The sequence below is a fragment of the Thiofilum sp. genome (genome assembly GCF_016711335.1).
Classification (GTDB): Bacteria; Pseudomonadota; Gammaproteobacteria; order Thiotrichales; family Thiotrichaceae; genus Thiofilum.
The window spans coordinates 576,737-596,553 of the sequence record NZ_JADJTF010000001.1 but is presented as its reverse complement, the minus strand read 5'-3'; the positions used below and the strand labels follow the sequence as shown (position 1 = coordinate 596,553).

Genomic DNA, 19,817 nt, shown 5'->3' with positions numbered 1-19,817 from the left:
GATTCGCTAATGACTAACGATAGCCTGAGTGCTGATGAACAATTATTGCGCTATAGCCGCCAACTCATGTTGCCGCAAATTGATATTGCCGGACAACAAAAGCTCCTCAATGCCAGTGTGATTATTATGGGTTTAGGGGGCTTGGGTTCGGTGGTGTCCATGTACTTAGCCAGTAGCGGAGTAGGGCGCTTGATATTGGTTGACCCTGATGAGGTAGAACTAACCAATTTACAGCGCCAAATTGTGCATACCACTGAGCGCATTGGCATGTTTAAGGTCGAATCTGCCGCGATTCAACTCACTGCCTTAAACCCTAGTGTCAAGCTAGAACTCATTCCACGACGCTTAAGCGAGGATAGTTTAATAGCACTAGCCCAACAAGCCGACTTAGTGGTGGACTGCACCGATAATCTAACCACACGCTTTATGATCAATCGCGCCTGTGTTCAAGCTCAAAAACCTTTGGTATCGGGTGCGGCGATTCGTTGGGAGGGACAGGTGAGTGTGTTTGACAGTCGCCAAACGCATAGCCCTTGTTACCATTGCTTTTATGGCGCACTGACTGAGGTAGAGCAGGCGTGTAGTATTAATGGGGTAGTTGCCCCTTTATTAGGAGTAGTGGGGAGTACCCAAGCCTTAGAGGTGATTAAATTACTTACCGGAGCAGGTAAAGGTCTGGTGGGCAGAGTATTGCTAGTGGATGCTTTAAGTTTGGATTGGCACAGTATTCAATTACCCAAAGACCCTCATTGCGCGGTGTGTGGAGTGCCTCATGCTTGAGTCGGTGCAGTGGGATTTACAGTGGATGCAATTAGCCTATGAGTTGGCGTTTGAAGCTCAAGCTCAGGGTGAAGTTCCAGTAGGAGCGGTATTAGTAGCCGATAATCAATTAATAGCCAGCGGATTTAATCAAGTCATTACCACCCATGATCCGAGTGCTCATGCTGAAATGGTGGCTATTCGTGCTGCTGGCTTACAGAGGCAAAATTATCGCCTGCCTAATACTACGCTATACGTGACCTTAGAGCCTTGCCCTATGTGTGCCGGAGCGCTCATTCATGCACGCGTTGAGCGCGTGGTGTTTGGCGCATTTGACCCGAAAACGGGGGCGGCGGGGTCAGTGTTTCAACTGATTCCTCATGAGGCGCATAATCATCGCATCACCGTACAAGGCGGCGTGCTGCAAGAGCAATGTGCGGCTCAATTACAAGCCTTTTTTCGAGAGCGACGTTTAGCCCAAAAGAGTAAACGCGATGGACAGTAATTCATGGATGGCAAGTCTTTGGCAGCGTATTAGTCAGTGGTGGCAACCCAAAACAATACAGCTACCTCCAATTATACCCCCTGAAGCACCTGCTACTCATCCGAGTGCTAGCGTTGTACCCATGCTAGAACCTGCTAGCAATGAGCCTTCCGCCCCTGTTGTGCCGAGTATTCAACCTGTTGAACTAGAGCCAGTCATTAGTACACCGACCTTGACTCCGGTGACGCACACCATCGATGCAAAGTTATTGCCTACCTTAAGAGCTGAATTATGTGTACGCTTGGGCAGTCTCACCGCCAGTCGTTATCCAGTCACAGTAGGGCATTATCATCAAGATGCGATTAGGGGGGCAGAGCAAGTACTCGATCAAGCCTTAAAAGGGCAATTGAGCCAATGGCAACAGCTAGGTATTTATGCCGGAACGGTGGGAACCAGCACTTTAGTCATAGATCGCAATTTACAACCTCAGGGCGCTTTAGTATTGGGTTTAGGGGCTGCGGGGCAATTACATCCTAATAAACTAGCCACTGCTTATACTCAAGGCTTATTACGCTACACCCGTCATCCAGAAGCGCTGCAAAACGCAGATAAGAACTGGCAATTAAGCACCTTACTCATTGGTGCTCAAGCACCCACGCTTACCCTAGAACAAGTACTGAGTAGTTTGCTAATCGGTATTCGAGGTGCGAGTCAGCGCCTGCAAGAGCAAGCTTTACCTTATCGCTTTAGCCTAGACATCATTGAAATCGATGCGTGGCGTGCTTTAGAGGCGAGTGATGTATTATTTGAACTTGTTAAACAAGATGAGTACTCAACTGAATTTGTGCTGACTGAATACTTGCAACAATTGCCTAGTACCCTACCCGTAACTAAACCTCAGAGTACTAATCAAGGTTGGTGGAGTCGTTGGAATGTAAGTGCTAGTAATCTACCGCGTCAGCCAAGTAAAACGGAGTATCTATTACCCACATTGGATTTATTACCCACTTCAGCACGAGCGCAATGGTTGAGTGGCAGTCATATTATTTTGCAGGTCGATCAAAACACTCTAGGGGTGCGTTGGGAGCTATTGCAGGAGCCTAATAGTTTGCCGCTAGGTTTGCAGGTGGCAGTGGTTAGGCAATTAGCCGAGGCAGTGAGTAGTGAGTCTGTAAATAGGGCAAAAGGCTTGCTAGCTATCGGTGTTGATCAAGCTCCTAGGTGGCAGGAAGTATTGCCCCCTAGTTGGATGCACGATTGGCTCAATCCAGAACAAGCCGAAAAGATTTTTTGTGCTTTGCATACCGGTGATCATTCAATGCTGCATTGGGTGGGCAGTGTGAGTGGCACGGCTCAAGATCCTTATTTAATCATGGCAAATGAACAGGTGTTAACAGTAAGCGATATAGCCCAAATACGTCATGCACCGAGTTTAATCGTGCTGGAGTTAACTAATGAAACGGCTGATCTAGAGTTATTAGCCCCGCATTTAATCAGTGCATGGTTTAAAGCGGGGGCGCAAACTTTAATCATCAATAGGCAAAAACTAGCAATGTCGAGTAGCACACTGTGGTTACGTAGTTTTTATCAGTCTGTAGTCAATGGGGAGAGTGTGGGTAATGCAGTATTTGAGGCTAGAAAAGCGGTTTGGAGCGTAGAGCAAACGGGTAATGAGTGGGTAGGGTTTGAGTGCTATGGTGAGCCAAGCTTAGTTTTAACTAAAGCAGCCGAATGACTGCTTTAGTGCTGTAGCTAAGGTGCTCTCTAACGTCCAAATAATCGCGTCATGAAATGGCTAAACCATGAATAGTTAGAGTTTGATGAAGGTCTAGGCGTGGGATTGGGGCGCGGATTCGGATTTGGCGCTGGAGTCGGGGGCGTCACTGGCGTAGGACGCGGGTTATTGACTGGACTAGGTGTGGGAGTAGGCGTGGGGGCGGGAGCGGGCGAAATACTAGCATTAGCAAAACGAATTAAATGCTCCACAATCACTGCCAAAGGTGCGCCTTGTGATTGCGCTGAAGCTTTAGCAGCCGCTCGCCAAGTGGCGGGAATCACTTGATCCGTATCCCATTCGCCTGTGGCTTGACGGTCAAACGTTGATACGGCGCGACTATTAGCAGGAGCAGTCCACAAAAAGTCAGGGTGAGCATTTTGATACCATTCCCCACCAATAATATTACCCTTACTGTCTAGCTCCAGATCATATAAATACTCGACTGATTGAATCGCATCAAAGCTGGAGTTATCGGTTTCGCGCTGAATCGGTTTGGTTTCCACCATATAACTCACCGTCATCGCTACCCCGACAATATGAGTCGCTTGGCTACTGCGGTATTTTTTAAATTTATCCTTCGTAAACTCTCCCACCTTGACCAGCGCTTCAGCGAGTACCGAAGTGCTTTTATTGGTTTGAGGATTAAAATAGCGGTACTCATAGCCCAAACAAGGTTGATTCCACACCTCATAATCATAAGTCACATCTAATACCAAACTACGCTGAGCCGCACCCAGTTGGTTAGTCACCGCTAGATGCCAAGTGCCCGGGTTGGTATCAAAGCAAGTGGGAGCTGTAATACGTCCAGTATTAGGATCATTAGAGGGGTCTTTATCATGGCAACGCCCACCAATAAAACGCGTGGTTCCAGTGGCATTCGCCCAGAGTAATGAAGCTAATGCTTTAATATCAGATGGATAAAAATTGATATTAAGCCCATTGGGAGCTTTGACCGTGATGGTATGTTGGGGGCGTGCCAACATAAAAGCAGCAGGTGCCCAGCCGTGGCATATCCCCATCCAGCTTTCTACTTTGCCCGATTGCTCATAATAACTGCGTCCCGTGCGCCACATATATTGAGTCAGGCTAAAGGTGGTATCACCCACTAAAGCATCATATTTTTCTGCCGGAGAGAGCAGATCAATCGCATTAGTGTTACCACTACTGAGTATCGAGGCTGCCGAATTTCTGATGGTATATTGACGATTTTCCTCCCAATCAGCCGACTCTGGAAAATTAGGGTCTGCATAACGCCACCCCAATACGCCTTTATAAATAGGCCAATAATCATCTGACCAAGGCGATTCTTTTAGGCTGGCTTGAGTCAGTTTGGCATTAGCGATGGCTTGGAGGGAGGTGTAACGCACTTGGTCTACTAGGTTTTCAGGGCGATCATTAGAGGCAATCGGAGCGCGGCTAGGGTCATTGACGTGTAGAAAGGCGGAGCGTTGCTCATCGCGGGCATCAATATAAGCCATTGCCTCAATAGCCGCTTGATCAAACAAACTGGGCGCAAGAATCGGATTACCATCGCTATCCATTTTCTGCGGCTTAGCATTCATGAAGCTTACGGGATCACGTTCAAACTCAGCTAATTTGGCATCAATCCGTTGCAAGGTGGTGTCGGTCATGGGGGTACTCCGATCCTAAGTTAAAGTATGGGGAGGTTGCTACCTGCAAGAGTGCTTTGAGTTTAGACTGGAATGAGTTTGAATGCGACGGATGGTTTAAAAATAAATAACTCCCAAGCTTGATAATAGGAATACTTGGGAGTAGATTATTAGCTCTATCAGCTACTTAGCTAAAGTAGTGTTGTAGTTGCTCCGCAGTGAGTAGAAATACTCCACCGCCGCCCCGTTCAAACTCTAGCCAATGAAAATCTAAATCGGGATAGGCATTCATTAAGGCGGGTTGGCTATTACCCACCTCGACCACTAAAATACCTTGCTCAGTTAAATGCTGACCCGCCTCAGCCAGAATAGTATGCACAATAGCTAAACCATCCTCGCCCGCTGCTAATCCTAGCTCTGGTTCGTGTTGAAATTCAGGCGTTAGTTGCGCCATATCCTCAGCATCCACATACGGTGGATTACTAATAATCAGGTCGTAGCGTTGGCTTTCGAGATTTTCAAATAAATTAGATTCAATGGCGGCTACATGCCCCTCCATACCATGACGTTCGATATTGAGATGAGCGACTGCTAAAGCATCGGGAGAAATATCGCTGAGATCGACTTCGGCATTGGGGAAAGCATAGGAGCAAGCAATACCAATACAACCACTTCCGGTACACAAATCGAGTACACGAGTAACCTGATCAGGATCGAGCCAAGGCATAAATTGCTTTTCAATCCATTCAGCCAAAGGTGAACGTGGCACAAGTACGCGTTCATCCACATAAAACGGCAAACCTGCAAACCATGCTTCATTGGTCAAATACGCCGCAGGTTTACGGGTGCTAATCCGTGCTTCAATAATCGCAGCGACTGCATCGCGCTCGGTGCTAGTCAAAGTACTGGGGAAGTAAAGTGAGGGGGTATCAATCGGTAGGTGTAGGGTATGCAGGACTAAATAAGCCGCTTCATCAATTGGGGATGCCATACCGTGCGCAAAGGTCAATTCGGCTTCCCGAAAACGACTCGCTCCCCAACGAATAAAATCCAAAATAGTACGCAATTCAGAATAATCAGCAGCCATAGTCAACAACACCCAAGAAAGAGGCGGTTATGATGGCGTATTGCGCGAGGACGGGCAAGTGGCACACAGGAGCTTGGTAATTTTGAAGACGGTTAAGCAAATTGCTATCATTGATAGCGATTCACTGATAGAGACATTAATCTATGCCTGATTTAATTGTGCGTAATTTAGAGCCAGAGCTAATTGAGGCTCTGAAGCAAAGAGCTGCCCGTAATGGCAAAAGTGCAGAAATGGAGCATCGCACCATTCTGCGTGAAGTACTGCTAGCTATTAAAAAACGTCCCTTGATAGAAGTGTTGCGTACCATTCCAAACGTGGGTAGCGATGCTGATTTTGAACGTCAACAAAGTACGCAGCAGGTTCCCGATGTATTTGTTTGATACCAATGTGATCAGTGAGCTACGCAAAGGACAAAAAGCTAATAGTGGAGTGCTCAACTTTTGTAATGAGTTACAAAATCGTAATGCTAAAATTTACTTGTCAGTTTTAACAGTAGGTGAATTAAGGCGCGGCATTGAACTGATTCGTTATCGTAATGACCGTGATCAAGCTAATTTACTGGAGGTATGGTTAGATAAGGTTCTAGAAGAATATGCAGATTATATTTTGCCTATTAATGATGATATAGCTCAAGTCTGGGGGCGATTAAGAGTACCTCACCACGAAAATGAACTAGATAAATTTATTGCTGCTACCGCTTTAATTTATGATTTAACAGTAGTTACTCGTAATATCGAACACTTTAAAGACACTAGCGTTAAATTATTTAATCCATTTGTGTAATTAAGTACTGATTTCTCAACAACTCCTCTTTTTTATTTAATAACTAATCAAATACCCAAGCGCCTTTATGTCAGGCGTTTGGGTTTTTAAAAGCCTAGTCTAATTACGTACTCGGCGCGTGAAAATGTTATTCACGGTATTAGTATGCGTTACCGTATTTTGATTGTGAGATTCATTATTGGCTTGCATAGTTTTCAATAATTGAATCAGCGCCATCAGTAAACGAATTAAAACTTGCTGATCGATTTTAATTCGACCATCGTCTTGTATAGTTGGTGAGGTATTACTGACACCGCTAGTCGTAGTTACAGGAGTACTAATTGTGCTAGTGGTTGTAACGGGTTGCGGTACGGGAGTGCTGCTAGTAGTTCCGCTAGTAGTGGTTACGCTAGGTGCAGGTGCAGGTGTCGGAACAAGAATAGCGGTGGAACTGCTTGCCCAGCCACCGATGCCAGTTACACCTCCTCTTCCGACACTAGCGCCGCTGGCATAATAAGGCACTGGCATAATGTCAGGTTCACCCGGAACACGTACATAGGCGCTGTAATACGTATTACTGCCGTCAGTTGGAATTTGAATCGATTGCGGATAAGCCTTACGTGAGTCGTAATTAATCTCAGTTTTGGCATTAGTAGCTAGTGCTTGTTGCGCAATCGTAAACAGCTTATCTACAGTAAGGTTAGCCAGCTCGGCACTTGGTGTAGTGGGATTGCCCATAGAGTCGGTGGCTGTGACCGATACAATTTGCCCGTTTTTCACCTCAAGGGTCGCACGTTCAAAGTTATCAGATAACACAGGAGCGATAAAACTGTCGGCTGGATTATAGACGGGAGCTTTAGATTTAGTCAGCTCTAAGGTGTAATCCTGTAAGGGTGCACTATTCCATTGCTGCTGATAATAATTGAGCAATTGCGGTTTGTATTGTGCGGTATCAATACTCACGTCACTAAACTGTAAGCGCTCTATATCAACGGTCGACACTGAGGTTTTATTGCCGTCATTAGCATAAATGTCAAAGGTGTCACTGTTAGGATTGCGATTCACCATAAAATCACGTAACCGACCATTAATAGCTAAGGTATCATTACCTGCATCGCCCCAATAGCGTGAAGGTAGTATCTGCTCCAAGCCGATAGTGGGAGTAGTAGGATAAGGTGTGAATTGAGCATTCAGCGTATCGTCACCTGCTGTGCCTGCAATTAAATTAGCTTGGAGATAAGCTGAGTAATTAATATTACCAATTCGTACATTATTCGGTACACCGCGTTGATCGTAATTGATTTCTACCTTTTCGCCGCGATCAAGCGCTTTTTGAGCCAAATCAAATAAGGCATCCACTGTTAAATTAGCCAGTTCAGGACTGACCGTTGGGTTATTCAAATCGTAGGAACTAGCTTTAACCACTCGTCCATTAACGACATCAAGCTGAGCATTTTCGTAGCCTCCTACGGGGCCGCTACTAATGCTATCTGCCATCGCAACAGGAATCCCTTCCATTGCATTATTAGTGTACTTACTGACGGAGAGTGAGTAATTACTCAAACCTTGAGCTTGCCATTGTTGACGGCGGTAGTTGAGGGTTTGCGCCGGATCAAGCAGTTGTTCTTTAGTCAAACTAATGTCTGCAAAGCGGAAGCTTTCAAAGTCTTTAATAGTGACAGGTTGGCCGTCAAAGGGACTGATCATAATTGTGCCATCAGGTTGGCTGGATATGGAGTAATCGCTGAGTTTTCCTGAAAGTACGGCAGTATCCTGCCCCGCACCACCCCAATAGGTCTTATTATCCATGGGTATGTTTTGGCTAGGATTAAAACTAGGGGTAGGAATAGCAACTGTATCATTGCCTGAAGTAGCAGGTACGATAATAGATTGTAAATAGGCGGAGTAATAGTCATTGCCTACGCGCATATTGTTAGGAATACCGCGCTCATCAAAATTGATTTCTGCTCCATTGCCCTCACTAATTGCCCGCTCAGCTAAATTAAATAGATCATTGACGGTGAAGTTGGATAGGGCTGGATCAGCAGGTTGAGTAGAGTAGGGGTTAGAGGCACTCACTACTTGCCCATTAATTACATCCACTGTGGCACTAGCACCCATGCCGCCGTTATCGTTATAGCGATTGAGATTTAGGGTGTAGTTATTCGTCCCTTGGCTAGCCCATTGATTACGGAAGTAATTGAGCTTTTGGCGTGGGTCAGTCAGTGCAACGCGATCTAAGGTAATATCGGAAAACTGGAAGCGCTCAATTTCGCTCACCGCGCGTTGGGGTTGATAAGGCTCAGTAGGGAAGCGATCAGAAATGTCTAGCTTTGCGGTATCGGCGTAATTATTTTGAATGTAGTAATCACCAAAGCGCTTAGTAAAGACCAAGGTATCATTACCCGCTCCCCCCCGAATGCCATGATAACCAAAGCCCGTATTAGCACTGATTTGTGCAGGCGTAGCATCCGCACTCAGGGTATCGTCGCCCTCTGTGCCTACTGTTGTAATGGTTTCAACGTAGGGAGCGGGTCTAATGCTCATGGGTTGAGCCATGCCAATTTGAGCCGTAGTTTGCTGACCGATGTTTTGCATGGGCGCACTGGCTAAAGTGGGTACGGGGGCGGGAGTGGCGATATTGCGGCTAGTGGTAAGGTTATTAGTAGTAGAGCCAATAGTCGCCATAGGGCTGATGCGAGTAGTATTTATAGTGCTCATAGAGCGCTCTCCTTATTATGTTAGCTGGAGTACTACCGTCTAATAGTACTCGTAATAACACACTATTAAGGGATGAGTGCTCTATGGCTCAATAGCTAAAAGATAGATGACAAGGTTAAGCCTATTAATGGTTAATTATCAATTGAAAATCTAATATTATCGGTGGCAATGAGGTTCAGATTTAGGGCTGAGCCTGAATTTAATTATCGTGCTTTTAAATTACACAGCTAAGGAGGATAAACTCTTATAAAAGGCTTAGTTAAAGATTCTCACAAAGTAGTTCTGTGAGAATCCATTGTTTAAATTAACTATACGAATTATAAGTGATCATAGATCCAAGTGACACTTTGGCTATCTAAATTAGCCCAACTTAAATCATTAGCTGCTGTAATTGGAAAAACTAATATTTGCTGCACAGTTTTTCCACAAATCCTCATTAGAGCTTGCCGTATCTCATACGCAGATTGATGACCTGATACTAACCACTCTTCTTCAGATAGTTTACAGTAGCTGTCAGCTATAGAACTAATGGTAGATTCTGCCTGTTTGCAGGCTTTAACAAAATAGTTATTCATTATATATATTCTCTCAATTAACCCTAAGAATACATTTATCAGAGGGTAATATTCACTTAAGGATATCCAATGGAAATAGCCTCAATGCCTGCAACATGCTCGGTACTTTGTAACGTACACCTCTGTACACGACAATTCGCTTAACTCATTGAATCTTTTTCAAAAGAAAATCGCCTGAGTTTCATCCGTCCATCCTCGATCGCCATGAATTGTGGTGGACAAAGGAACAGAAGCAGCAGCCTAAGCCTATCCACTTTTTCCCGTACCCTTCCATTCAATAAATCGGTCAAGTAGTCCAAGCCGTAACGGAAGACACTTTGCTCTTTGCGTCCATGTTTTTCGTCTTCAAAGGCTTGACGGCTTTTTCCTTCCATTCGCCGACTTTGTGCGCCCAACAGAAGCCAATGGCAAGCAACGCCATCATCTTTTTGATGCGAGGGGTTTGGTGAAGTGAGTGGCTTCCATGTGAAAACCACGCCCTTTCAAGCATTGGAACAGGTTTTCAATTTCCCAACGTAGCCGATAAGTGCCAATGGGATCAGCCGTGTAGTGGTTGCTGGCGATAATCAACAACTCACCACTGGGCAGCTTTGAGCCACTGAGCCAAACCCATTCCCCGCTAACGTCGCGACGGTGACGGAGAACGCGCCGTTTACCCGGCTTGAGGTTGGCAAACAGCGAGCGGACATGCGCCTCTTTTTTGTGTTTGTCGGTCATCAACTGATTACCCTTGATACGAATCAAGTAGGGAATCTCTTTGGAAGACAACCACTTCCACCATTGACCACCAATAAACTCACGGTCAGCCAACACACCCAAGATGTTGTTGCGCCCGAATTGGCTGATAAATCGTTGCAGCAGGGCAATACGTTCACGTTGGTTAGAATTACCGCGTTTGTTCAACACCATCCAGTAAACGGGGATAGCCGCACCTTGGTAAACAACCGCCAAAGTCAGGAGATTGAGGTTGGATTTGCCCCATTTCCAGTTGGTTCTGTCGAGTGTGAGGTAGTATTGTTGACCACTAAAGGCGAACATTCCCATAAGAAAATGGGCAATGTCATTGTAATTAAAGAACACTTGGCTAAAAAAGCGTTGCATCCGTCGATAGCGGGAACCAATGTCGGTGTCAGAATCTATGTGTACCGCCAACAACGCCAAATTCATTTGTCGCGCACTCAGCAAAGTATGCAGCATTCCCACAAAACAATCCAAACGGGGCTTGCCCCAACTCAAGTGGGCTTTTAAACTGTCACGTAGTCCATCGCTCAGATCCATTTTGCTCTCCTGTGTGGTAACTAGAGAGTAAAACATAGGAGCGGTGGACTTTCACCATCTCCATGACAAACATGCTAAATCAATAAGTTAGTGGTTTTGTCGTGTACAGAGAACGTACACGCACATAACTACAAACATGATTCCTAAATAAGTAATTGAAATGAAAAGTGAGTTTCCATTTATAACCTCGAATATTGAGTTAAGAGGTTAATACTAGGCTCTATCGATTTGATATCGATGAGTGACAATTGAGTCTGCACTCTGTACAATCGGCACTGTTAGATGCAAGTTAGTACAGATACGAATGAACTCTTAGAGGGAAAAACCTCTGGGATTTTCCTCGTCAAGCTAACAAAAACCAAACCTCATGTAGCGCCAACTATATGGGGTTTTTTATTTACTTAGCTCCAATATCTTTTTTATATAGCTTTTCTTAGGCGTCTCCTTTGTATGCAGTAGTTGTGTAAACTCCTTTCTTTTTTGGTACATTATAAATCATACCCTTGCGCATCATGCGATTTAAACGAGCATTAAGCTGACTTCTGTCTGCTATCTGTCCTGTTTGCCTGTATAAAAGCACAATAAGCTTGTCCAAAGAAATCATTCCTCCAACTGAATTAACAAGCCTAATAAGCTCTAGCTCATAGTTATCACTTTCACTTAGTGCTAGTTGGGCAATGACTTCAACAGGTAAGTCTTCAAGATCTTGTGGGGACAAATGAATAGGATCAAAAGATTCATCAATAACTGCTTGATGGGTTTTTTGAGCAGAAACTAATAACTGCTCGAAGAGTTGGGTTTCCTCTGAGTTTAAATAAGACCTGATTTTTTCTAGTAAATCGTTTTGATTCAACTGTAAAAACCTTATTTTGAATAAAGATAAAGAATACTAAAGACATAGCAATGCGTCAATATTATGCGGAAGAAATCATGAGAAAATAGCTAGAAAATCTTATAATAAAACCTTTGATGAAGATTTTTTACCTAAAATGGCTCTACAATTAGATATTGTAAAGCCATGATTCAATTTGATTATCTTCTACCTGTTTGATTGTTATTTTTTTCCTAATATCTTTCTTAGACTAATCCCACTTCAACGCGCCACCCGTTTGATATTCCGTCACGCGAGTTTCAAAGAAGTTCTTTTCTTTGCGCATATTGGATTGTTCATCCAGCCAAGGTAGCGCATTTTTTGCACCAGGGAACGGTTCCTCTAGTCCTAATTGTCGTGCACGACGATTGGCAGTGAAGCGGAATTGCTCGCTGTGATCCTCTTTGGAGTAACCCAAAATCGGATTAGGCAATAAGAAATTAGCATAGCCTGCTTCGGCGGCTTCAGCCTCATCCCACATATGGCGCAAGGCTTGGGGATCTAATTGCACATTTTCTTCCAGCATAATTTGCCGTGCTACACGAATACCAAAAGAACAATGTAATACTTCATCGCGCATAATATATTGCAATTGCTCCGCCGTACCTTTCATTAAACCACGACGTTGTAAAGCAAAAATAGGCGAAAACCCATTATAAAACCAACAACCCTCAAAAATACCCGAAAAGAATACATAGGATAAAACAAACTGGTGTAAATCATCAGGATTACGCAAATTTAAATCTGAACGCATTACCGCATTTAAACGTCGATTCGCAATTTGAATCTTGGCATTAATTTCGGGAACTACGCGATAACGATTATAGATTTCGCTTTGATTTAAACCGATGGTTTCAATGCAGTGTTGATACGTCCAGGTATGTAACGCTTCTTCATATACTTGCCGTGCCTGATAAATTTGTAATTCGGGCGCAGTCATTTTTTCCATAACGGCTAAGCCAATATTGCGCATCGCTAAAATATCGGAAGTCGTTAAATAAGCGAGTACATTTTCATAGACATGGCGCTCAGAAGGTTTAAGGTTGTGATGATAATCATGCACATCCTGCGCCATATTAATGTCAAGAGGCGTCCAATGGTTTTTATTGGCATTAAGGAAAAACTCCCAAGCCCAAGGGTATTTAAACGGCGCAAGCTGGTTTATATCAGCCATTCCATTAATAACCCGTTTGTCTTCGGGGTTAATGGGCTGCATCGGTGTGAACGTAACCGGCGTCTGATCACAGCTCGCCGGTGTTCTGCTTACCGACGTGCTTGACGACGGCGTTGGCGCAATTGACGGCTTAACGATAGTTTGGCTCTCGCGCTGCTCATGCAACCATACCTCTTGGGTGGGTTTAGAAACTGTTTTATCAAGTGCTACCTTAGCGCTTTGAGGCGCGGTAGCTAGCGGGTCATCCCAATTTAGGGTCATAATCATACTCTCTTAAAATCTTAACGCCAACCAAATAATGAATTTTTTGTTAAGCCTACGACCAGTGCCCAAGCCTAACAAAAAACCAGCACAGCTAGCTCAGTTGTTCATTGGCGTAGTCTATGAATGTCTCGAATACTGCATCTGTATTTATAGTTTTCTTGTTAAGCTTAGTGATAAAAGCTTGATGAAAAACTTTGAGTGATTTTTGAAGCATATAGTGTTTCATTACGTCTTATATCGTCCAGTTAACCTATAAATATGGTTTCATTATGAAACTCTAAAAACTCTTTAGCGGGTAAAAATTTACTAGGTAGTTTTATTTTAGAGTCATTAAAATTCTTTACATAATCCTGAATCATAGGACTATTTTCTTGCTCTATGAAAGATTTTGATACTTTTATTTCATATGAAGGGGTTATCGTTATTAGACCACGATCAAAGGCTCTATCATGTAAAACATTTAAACATAACCCATTTCTGGGGTTTAACCTATGTGTAGAATCACTACTCCAAGGTATAATATGACTGGCAATTAACAGCCTAGGGTCACGTACACCTGTGATACAACAGGTGGTATTGTAGTTACTTAAAACAATCTTTCTAAATAGGTTTTGATTTAATCGTGTTTTGATATGTGAAATTCTAGTGGTTTCGATATTTGTATTTAGATCTGTTTCTATGAATACATCTTCATCTAAAGCTGACAAATCCTTAAGTGTAGACTTTGCTTTAGACATTTTTTCGATAATAAGTTGGCTTTCATAGGCGATAATTTCAGGGTTGTTTTGAAAATCATTCCATATTTGTTTATCTAGTTTGGAACATGAAACTAATCCTTTACGTCCAGATTGTGTGATTTTTGGATCAAGACTAGAGAGATTGGCTAATTTCATGGCTAATGCACTAGGAGTTTTACCTATTAACTTGGCAACCTCAATAATAATCGGGTTGCCTCTATATAATTTCCCAAAAGGTAATTGACAATATAAATTTAAAGCAACAAGTGTTTCTTCTCTTGTCCATGGTTTAAATTTCATCGTTATTACCTTGTTAAATAAAAACTTACTAAGAAATCCCTAAAATACTATGAGGCGCATACATATGTAGTCAGGTAAATATTAGGATTTCGAATCACAAATATTACTTACTAAAGATTAGATTTAATAAAATTAAGTTCTTAATAGTGCAGGAGGCAGTAAGGAAAGTACCTCGCCAGCACCAATATAACGAGGAAGCCCAAATAAATTTTCATGTTCAGCATGGGTAGGCTCTGGAAATTGAAAGTTATTTTGGTCTCTGGTCGCTATAAAAAATAAGCGGCGGCGTTTTTGAGGTGTACCGTAATTAGCCGCCATCAGTTCACTGTGAGTCACGTTATAATCAATATCGATAAATGATTGATAAATTTCTTCAATCATATTGGCGCTCTTTACTTGTCCAAGACCATAGACATTTTCCATGACTACCATTTTGGGTTTTAAGTAATCAATATGGCGAATATAATCACGATATAAAATCCCTAATGGGTCATATGTCGCTTTTTGTTTGCCTGCGACACTGAACGGTTGGCAGGGTGGGCCACCAATAATAACATCGGGGTTAACTCCCATTAATATCCGTACTTGTTCTGGCTCCAGCTCTCGGATATCAGCACGCTGAAAATTCCACTCTGGTCTGTTTTCACTAATGGTTTGGGCTACTGATTCTTCAATATCGGTGGCAAAGCAGGTTTTAAATTGAATAAGTGTATTGCTAGCCTGCTCAAATCCTAAATCCAGACCACCAGCACCACAAAAGTATGAGGCGATATTAATTTGTCCTGTTTGTCCTTGTTTGACAAAATAGTTAGCCACCTCCTCTGCAATTGCTTTACTCAATTTGACTGGAACAGCATTACCAATTTGTTGGTGAATTTGCCCTTGTGTACCCAAAAAAACATAGTTTACAGGGAAGTCCTGCAAGGTAGCTGCTTCACGGGGTGTCAAATAACGATCTTCTGTTGGGTGAACAAACTTATTGAAAATATACGCTGTTACTGTTAGAGCAGGCTTGTCATGCTCCAAACGCAATAGACGCATATTGGGGCCACCGGTCTTCTTTGCACCTGTACGAATGAAACTCTCGTGTTGCAAATGCGGAGGTAAATCACCCATTTTCCCACCAGGGGGTAAGTGTTTAATGCGCTCAAGTACAATGCCAGTATGGGGTCTAGTTTCATGATTTAAGGCGTTTATCATATATCCAGCCCTCTCAATAGTGGGTTTTCGAGAGTAATAATATAATCGAAAACATATCTCAGTTTATTCCTTGGAATAGCTTGTGTTCCGGCTAGTTCTTCCAGATCTTCTTCAAAGCCCCACAACATCGGTACAAGTGGCTCTACGTAATCAGTACCATGTCTGTAAGCCGGTAAGTTGGAAATAATTGCTGTTCGATAGTCACTATTTTGCCTATGTCTTAAACCTATTTTTAAGGTTTGGTAGACCCCCTTTTTGATGTCATCAGTCCTATCCATACCTGCACTGGTTTTGCCATCGCTGATGACCTCTTTCTGAGGCCAGCCATGATTTTTCTTTGCTTCTGCTGGTGGACTGCCACAAGCATTGGTCAAGTAATAAAACTTATCCTGTCTATTCTTATTTTTGTAGGTATCCCGCACCATCATCCATCTCTTGAGATGGTACTGCATATCTGAACTGTGAGCCTCGTCTAGTACAAAGTCTACAAAGCCCTTAAAAGGCCAATTGTCAGATCCTGCCTTACCGAGTGGGATTAGCTTGCTATCGTGCAAATACAAAGCCGTATCACAAGTCCGAAGCTGCGATGAGGTCATGATCACTTTCTGATGATGGGCGACAGTGCTTGCTTCTTTTGAGTTCACTAATAGGGGATAAGTCATCAATGGCGCAGATTTAACTTCTGCTAATATTTTAAGACCTGATGTGTGCTGAATGATTGCATCAGCATAATCACTGCCGCCAATTGCCAAGACACTGATGAAGTTTGGAGAAAGGTGCTCTACAAATTTTAGAATGAGTTCACTACTCAGTTTCCCTAATGCACCTGATTCGGGTTTAGCTGCCTTTTGATACTGCCAAATACCTTTGGCATAACAAGGGGAACATAAGTTAATAAAGCCCAGATGAGAGTTGTAGCCACTTGGTACGTTATTGCAATGCTCAATAGACTTTTCTAAACCAGCCGTTGCATCAATATAGGCTAGGGAGACTACAGCATCGAATAAGAATGCACGATAAGCAGAATCAGAACCAATAGCCGAAGCTAATAAGCGGTCAATTTCACCTGCCCAAGGATATTCACTCAAAGGGTAATGACCTGATAGTTTTATGTTTTCACCTAGCACACCGCTAATCCTATTAAGTTAAATTTAATGGTAATGTAAATGCCTTGGAGGCTATGAAAACAGTTCAAGACTCATACATCACCACTTTTTTATTTTACTATTACTGGCAAGCCTCACACTCTGGGTCGAGTAGTGAACACGCCTTGGGCGCTTCTGAGCCTACTGTTACCAGATTATTAGCGACTAAATGCAAACTAGGTTTACCACCTGTTGGAGCAGCAGCACTGGGAGTAGTACTCTTTGTGGTTGGCATATCATCCGATCCGGTTTTTTCCGCACCTGTTGCACCCAAAGTACGCAAGTAATAAGTGGTTTTTAAGCCGCGTACCCATGCTAACTTGTAGAGATTATCCAGCTTTTGACCATTCGGCTCTGCCATATACAGGTTTAATGACTGACCTTGATCAATCCACTTTTGACGCCGACTCGCCGCCTCGACTAACCAACGCGCATCCATTTCAAAGGCAGTTGCATACTTGGCTTTAAAGCTATCCGGTACTCGATCTAGGCGTTGCACCGAGCCGTCAAAGTACTTGAGATCATTCATCATCACCTCATCCCACATACCCATCGCTTTGAGTTCTTGCACGAGATAAGGATTAATCACGGTAAATTCACCCGATAGATTCGACTTCACAAACAAGTTTTGATAGGTCGGCTCAATCGATTGCGACACGCCACAGATATTAGAAATCGTTGCAGTAGGGGCAATTGCCATTACGTTGGAGTTGCGCATACCTTGGTTTTTAATGAGTTGGCGTAAACTATCCCAATCGAGGGTTTGGGTTTTATCCACATTAAAATATTCGCCACGCGACTCGGCTAATAAATCCAGCGAGTCAATCGGGAGAATACCGCGACTCCATAATGAGCCTTGGTAACTCGCATATTTGCCGCGCTCGGCGGCGAGATTGCTAGAGGCACGAATCGCAAAATACGACACCGCTTCCATACTACGATCTGCAAAATCCACTGCTTCCATCGAGCTATACGCCATATTCATCGCATATAGAGCGTCTTGGAAACCCATAATGCCTAAACCCACCGGACGGTGTTTTAGATTAGAGCGCCGCGCTTGAGGCACGCTGTAGTAGTTATAGTCAATGACATTATCCAGCATACGCATGGCAGTCGTGACAGTACGCTCTAGCTTTTCTAGATCGAGTTTGCCATTAACAACATGCGCGGGTAGATTGACTGAGCCAAGATTACAGACCGCCACCTCGGATATATTGGTATGTAAGGTAATTTCAGTACATAGGTTACTGGAATGCACCACACCCACATGCTGGTTGGTATAGCGTAAATTGCAAGGGTCTTTAAAAGTAATCCAAGGGTGTCCGGTTTCAAAAAGCATCCCTAGCATTTTACGCCACAGTTGTTGAGCGGGGATTTTACGATGTAGTTTTAGGTCACCGCGTGCTGCTTTTGCCTCGTATTCGGCATAACGCGCTTCAAAGGCTTGTCCGGTTAAATCATGCAAGTCTGGAGTTTCATCAGGTGAAAATAGTGTCCACTCTTGATCCGCCGCCACACGCTTCATGAATAGGTCTGGAATCCAGTTAGCGGTATTCATATCATGAGTACGACGACGCTCATCTCCGGTGTTTTTGCGCAGCTCTAAAAAGTCTTCAATATCAATATGCCATGTTTCGAGATAAGCACAGACAGCTCCCTTTCTCTTACCACCCTGATTAACTGCTACCGCCGTATCATTCGCGACTTTTAAAAACGGCACGACCCCCTGAGATTTGCCATTAGTGCCTTGGATATGCGCCCCCATGCCGCGTACAGGCGTCCAGTCGTTACCTAAGCCACCTGCATATTTAGACAGTAAGGCATTGTCTTTAATAGCATTATAAATCCCGTCTAAATCATCGGGCACGGTGGTCAAATAGCACGACGATAATTGCGGACGTAAAGTACCAGAGTTGAATAAGGTCGGCGTACTGCTCATAAAGTCAAAGCTAGAGAGCAGGTTATAAAACTCAATCGCCCGACCTTCACGATCCACTTCATTAATCGCTAAGCCCATTGCCACGCGCATGAAAAACACTTGGGGTAACTCAAAGCGCACACCATTGTGATGCAGGAAATAGCGGTCATACAGGGTTTGCAAACCTAAATAGGTGAATTGCAAATCACGCTCTGGTTTTATCGCTGCCCCTAATGTATCTAGGTCATAACGCAATAATTCTTCACTGAGTAATTTGACCTCAACCCCTTTTTGTAAGGCTTTGTGTAAGGTTTCAGCATACAGAGTTTGCATCTCTGCTTGAGTAGCTTCAGTGGGATTACCTTCCAAAAGTGTAAGCGCTTCACGGCGTAGGGTGTCCAACAGCATACGTGAGGCCACATAGGTATAATTCGGATCACGATCAATCAGAATACGAGTGCTAATAATCAGCGCAGTAGCGACTTCTTTTTCTGTGATGCCATCGTATAGATTGCGCAGCGCATCCTTATAGACCTGCTCAGCATTAACACCTTCTAAGCCTGCTACCGCTTCAGCAATTAAACGCTTAAGGCGTTCCTCATCCAATGGACGTAGTTCGCCATTAGCATATTTAACTTTGATCGTAGTTTCGGTTTTCTTTTTACCTTTGCGTGCTTTGGCTTCTTTTTCAGCGCGTAGACGAGAACGCTCTTCACGATACAGCACATAGCTACGTGCGACTTTATGTTCACCCGCCCGCATCATGGCGAGTTCGACTTGATCTTGAATATCCTCAATATGAATATTCGCCCCTTCAGCGGTGCGGCGATTTAATTGCTCAATCACTTTTTCGGTAAGGCTAGTGACTAAATCATGAATCCGTGCCGAGCCAGAGGCGCTACTACCTTCCACATCTAAAAAGGCTTTAGTCATGGCTACATATATTTTACGCGCATCAAATCCTGTTACCTCACCATTACGGCGAATTACCCGCCATTCGGGGTGTTGTAAGGTAGGTGCTTGAATAGTGGGAGCAGAATCTTTATCGGTAGTATAGGTAGTTGACATGCGTAAAAACCCTCTAGCACCCTGCCGGAACAGAGTGGTGAATGATCAAAAATAGTGTTTGCTAAGGAGTGAAAGATAACAGTATAG

At 43.7% G+C, this 19,817-nt stretch carries 17 protein-coding genes; 5 read left to right on the top strand and 12 right to left on the bottom strand.

Features of this window, described 5'->3' with window-relative positions; translation table 11 throughout:
• The first annotated feature begins 9 nt into the window (after positions 1-9).
• The 3 genes from moeB to IPL34_RS02845 are packed head-to-tail and all read left to right on the top strand — an operon-like array spanning position 10 to position 2,978.
• A complete protein-coding gene (gene moeB, locus IPL34_RS02855) occupies positions 10-780 on the top strand; it encodes a molybdopterin-synthase adenylyltransferase MoeB (protein ID WP_296837441.1) in 771 nt (256 codons plus the stop codon).
• Positions 773-1,264: a tRNA adenosine(34) deaminase TadA gene (gene tadA, locus IPL34_RS02850; protein ID WP_296837439.1), complete on the top strand. Its 492-nt coding sequence runs from the start codon at positions 773-775 to the stop codon at positions 1,262-1,264. The genes moeB and tadA overlap by 8 nt, the downstream gene beginning before the upstream one ends.
• Entirely contained in the window at positions 1,254-2,978 is a 1,725-nt protein-coding gene (locus IPL34_RS02845; protein ID WP_296837437.1) for a CHAT domain-containing protein, read from the top strand. The genes tadA and IPL34_RS02845 overlap by 11 nt, the downstream gene beginning before the upstream one ends.
• Before the next feature lie 29 nt (positions 2,979-3,007).
• On the opposite strand, the gene IPL34_RS02840 is transcribed toward IPL34_RS02845, so the two are convergent.
• Positions 3,008-4,651, bottom strand: coding sequence for a hypothetical protein (locus tag IPL34_RS02840; protein ID WP_296837434.1), 1,644 nt, complete (start codon positions 4,649-4,651; stop codon positions 3,008-3,010).
• A gap of 166 nt (positions 4,652-4,817) precedes the next feature.
• Complete coding sequence (prmB, locus tag IPL34_RS02835; protein ID WP_296837431.1) at positions 4,818-5,717, bottom strand: 50S ribosomal protein L3 N(5)-glutamine methyltransferase; 900 nt, start codon at positions 5,715-5,717, stop codon at positions 4,818-4,820.
• A 143-nt stretch (positions 5,718-5,860) separates the two neighbouring features.
• On the opposite strand from prmB, the gene IPL34_RS02830 reads away from it, so the two are divergent.
• Together IPL34_RS02830 and IPL34_RS02825 are read left to right on the top strand one after the other, a co-directional pair.
• Complete coding sequence (locus tag IPL34_RS02830) at positions 5,861-6,097, top strand: DNA-binding protein (protein WP_296837429.1); 237 nt, start codon at positions 5,861-5,863, stop codon at positions 6,095-6,097.
• The gene (locus IPL34_RS02825; RefSeq protein ID WP_296837426.1) at positions 6,084-6,500 is read left to right on the top strand and encodes a type II toxin-antitoxin system VapC family toxin; all 417 of its coding nucleotides are present in this window, start codon (positions 6,084-6,086) and stop codon (positions 6,498-6,500) included. The genes IPL34_RS02830 and IPL34_RS02825 overlap by 14 nt, the downstream gene beginning before the upstream one ends.
• Before the next feature lie 99 nt (positions 6,501-6,599).
• Here the strand turns inward: IPL34_RS02825 and IPL34_RS02820 are convergent, their stop codons facing one another.
• The 10 genes from IPL34_RS02820 to IPL34_RS02775 form a co-directional block, all read right to left on the bottom strand.
• Positions 6,600-9,200, bottom strand: a complete 2,601-nt coding sequence (locus tag IPL34_RS02820; protein ID WP_296837423.1) for a DUF6174 domain-containing protein — start codon at positions 9,198-9,200, stop codon at positions 6,600-6,602.
• A 317-nt stretch (positions 9,201-9,517) separates the two neighbouring features.
• Entirely contained in the window at positions 9,518-9,775 is a 258-nt protein-coding gene (locus IPL34_RS02815; protein ID WP_296837421.1) for a hypothetical protein, read from the bottom strand.
• A gap of 140 nt (positions 9,776-9,915) precedes the next feature.
• Positions 9,916-10,149, bottom strand: coding sequence for a hypothetical protein (locus tag IPL34_RS02810; RefSeq protein WP_296837418.1), 234 nt, complete (start codon positions 10,147-10,149; stop codon positions 9,916-9,918).
• Between the two features lie 46 nt (positions 10,150-10,195).
• Entirely contained in the window at positions 10,196-11,053 is an 858-nt protein-coding gene (locus IPL34_RS02805; RefSeq protein ID WP_296837415.1) for an IS4 family transposase, read from the bottom strand.
• 433 nt (positions 11,054-11,486) lie between these two features.
• Positions 11,487-11,906: a hypothetical protein gene (locus IPL34_RS02800; protein WP_296837412.1), complete on the bottom strand. Its 420-nt coding sequence runs from the start codon at positions 11,904-11,906 to the stop codon at positions 11,487-11,489.
• Between the two features lie 229 nt (positions 11,907-12,135).
• The gene (locus IPL34_RS02795) at positions 12,136-13,359 is read right to left on the bottom strand and encodes a ribonucleotide-diphosphate reductase subunit beta (protein ID WP_296837409.1); all 1,224 of its coding nucleotides are present in this window, start codon (positions 13,357-13,359) and stop codon (positions 12,136-12,138) included.
• A 248-nt stretch (positions 13,360-13,607) separates the two neighbouring features.
• Entirely contained in the window at positions 13,608-14,399 is a 792-nt protein-coding gene (locus IPL34_RS02790) for an HNH endonuclease (protein WP_296837407.1), read from the bottom strand.
• 132 nt (positions 14,400-14,531) lie between these two features.
• Positions 14,532-15,515, bottom strand: coding sequence for a DNA (cytosine-5-)-methyltransferase (gene dcm, locus IPL34_RS02785; protein WP_296837404.1), 984 nt, complete (start codon positions 15,513-15,515; stop codon positions 14,532-14,534).
• Positions 15,516-15,595: 80 nt separating this feature from the next.
• Positions 15,596-16,726, bottom strand: a complete 1,131-nt coding sequence (locus IPL34_RS02780; RefSeq protein ID WP_296837401.1) for a hypothetical protein — start codon at positions 16,724-16,726, stop codon at positions 15,596-15,598.
• Positions 16,727-16,826: 100 nt separating this feature from the next.
• Positions 16,827-19,730: a ribonucleoside-diphosphate reductase subunit alpha gene (locus tag IPL34_RS02775; protein WP_296837397.1), complete on the bottom strand. Its 2,904-nt coding sequence runs from the start codon at positions 19,728-19,730 to the stop codon at positions 16,827-16,829.
• Between the last annotated feature and the right edge of the window lie 87 nt (positions 19,731-19,817).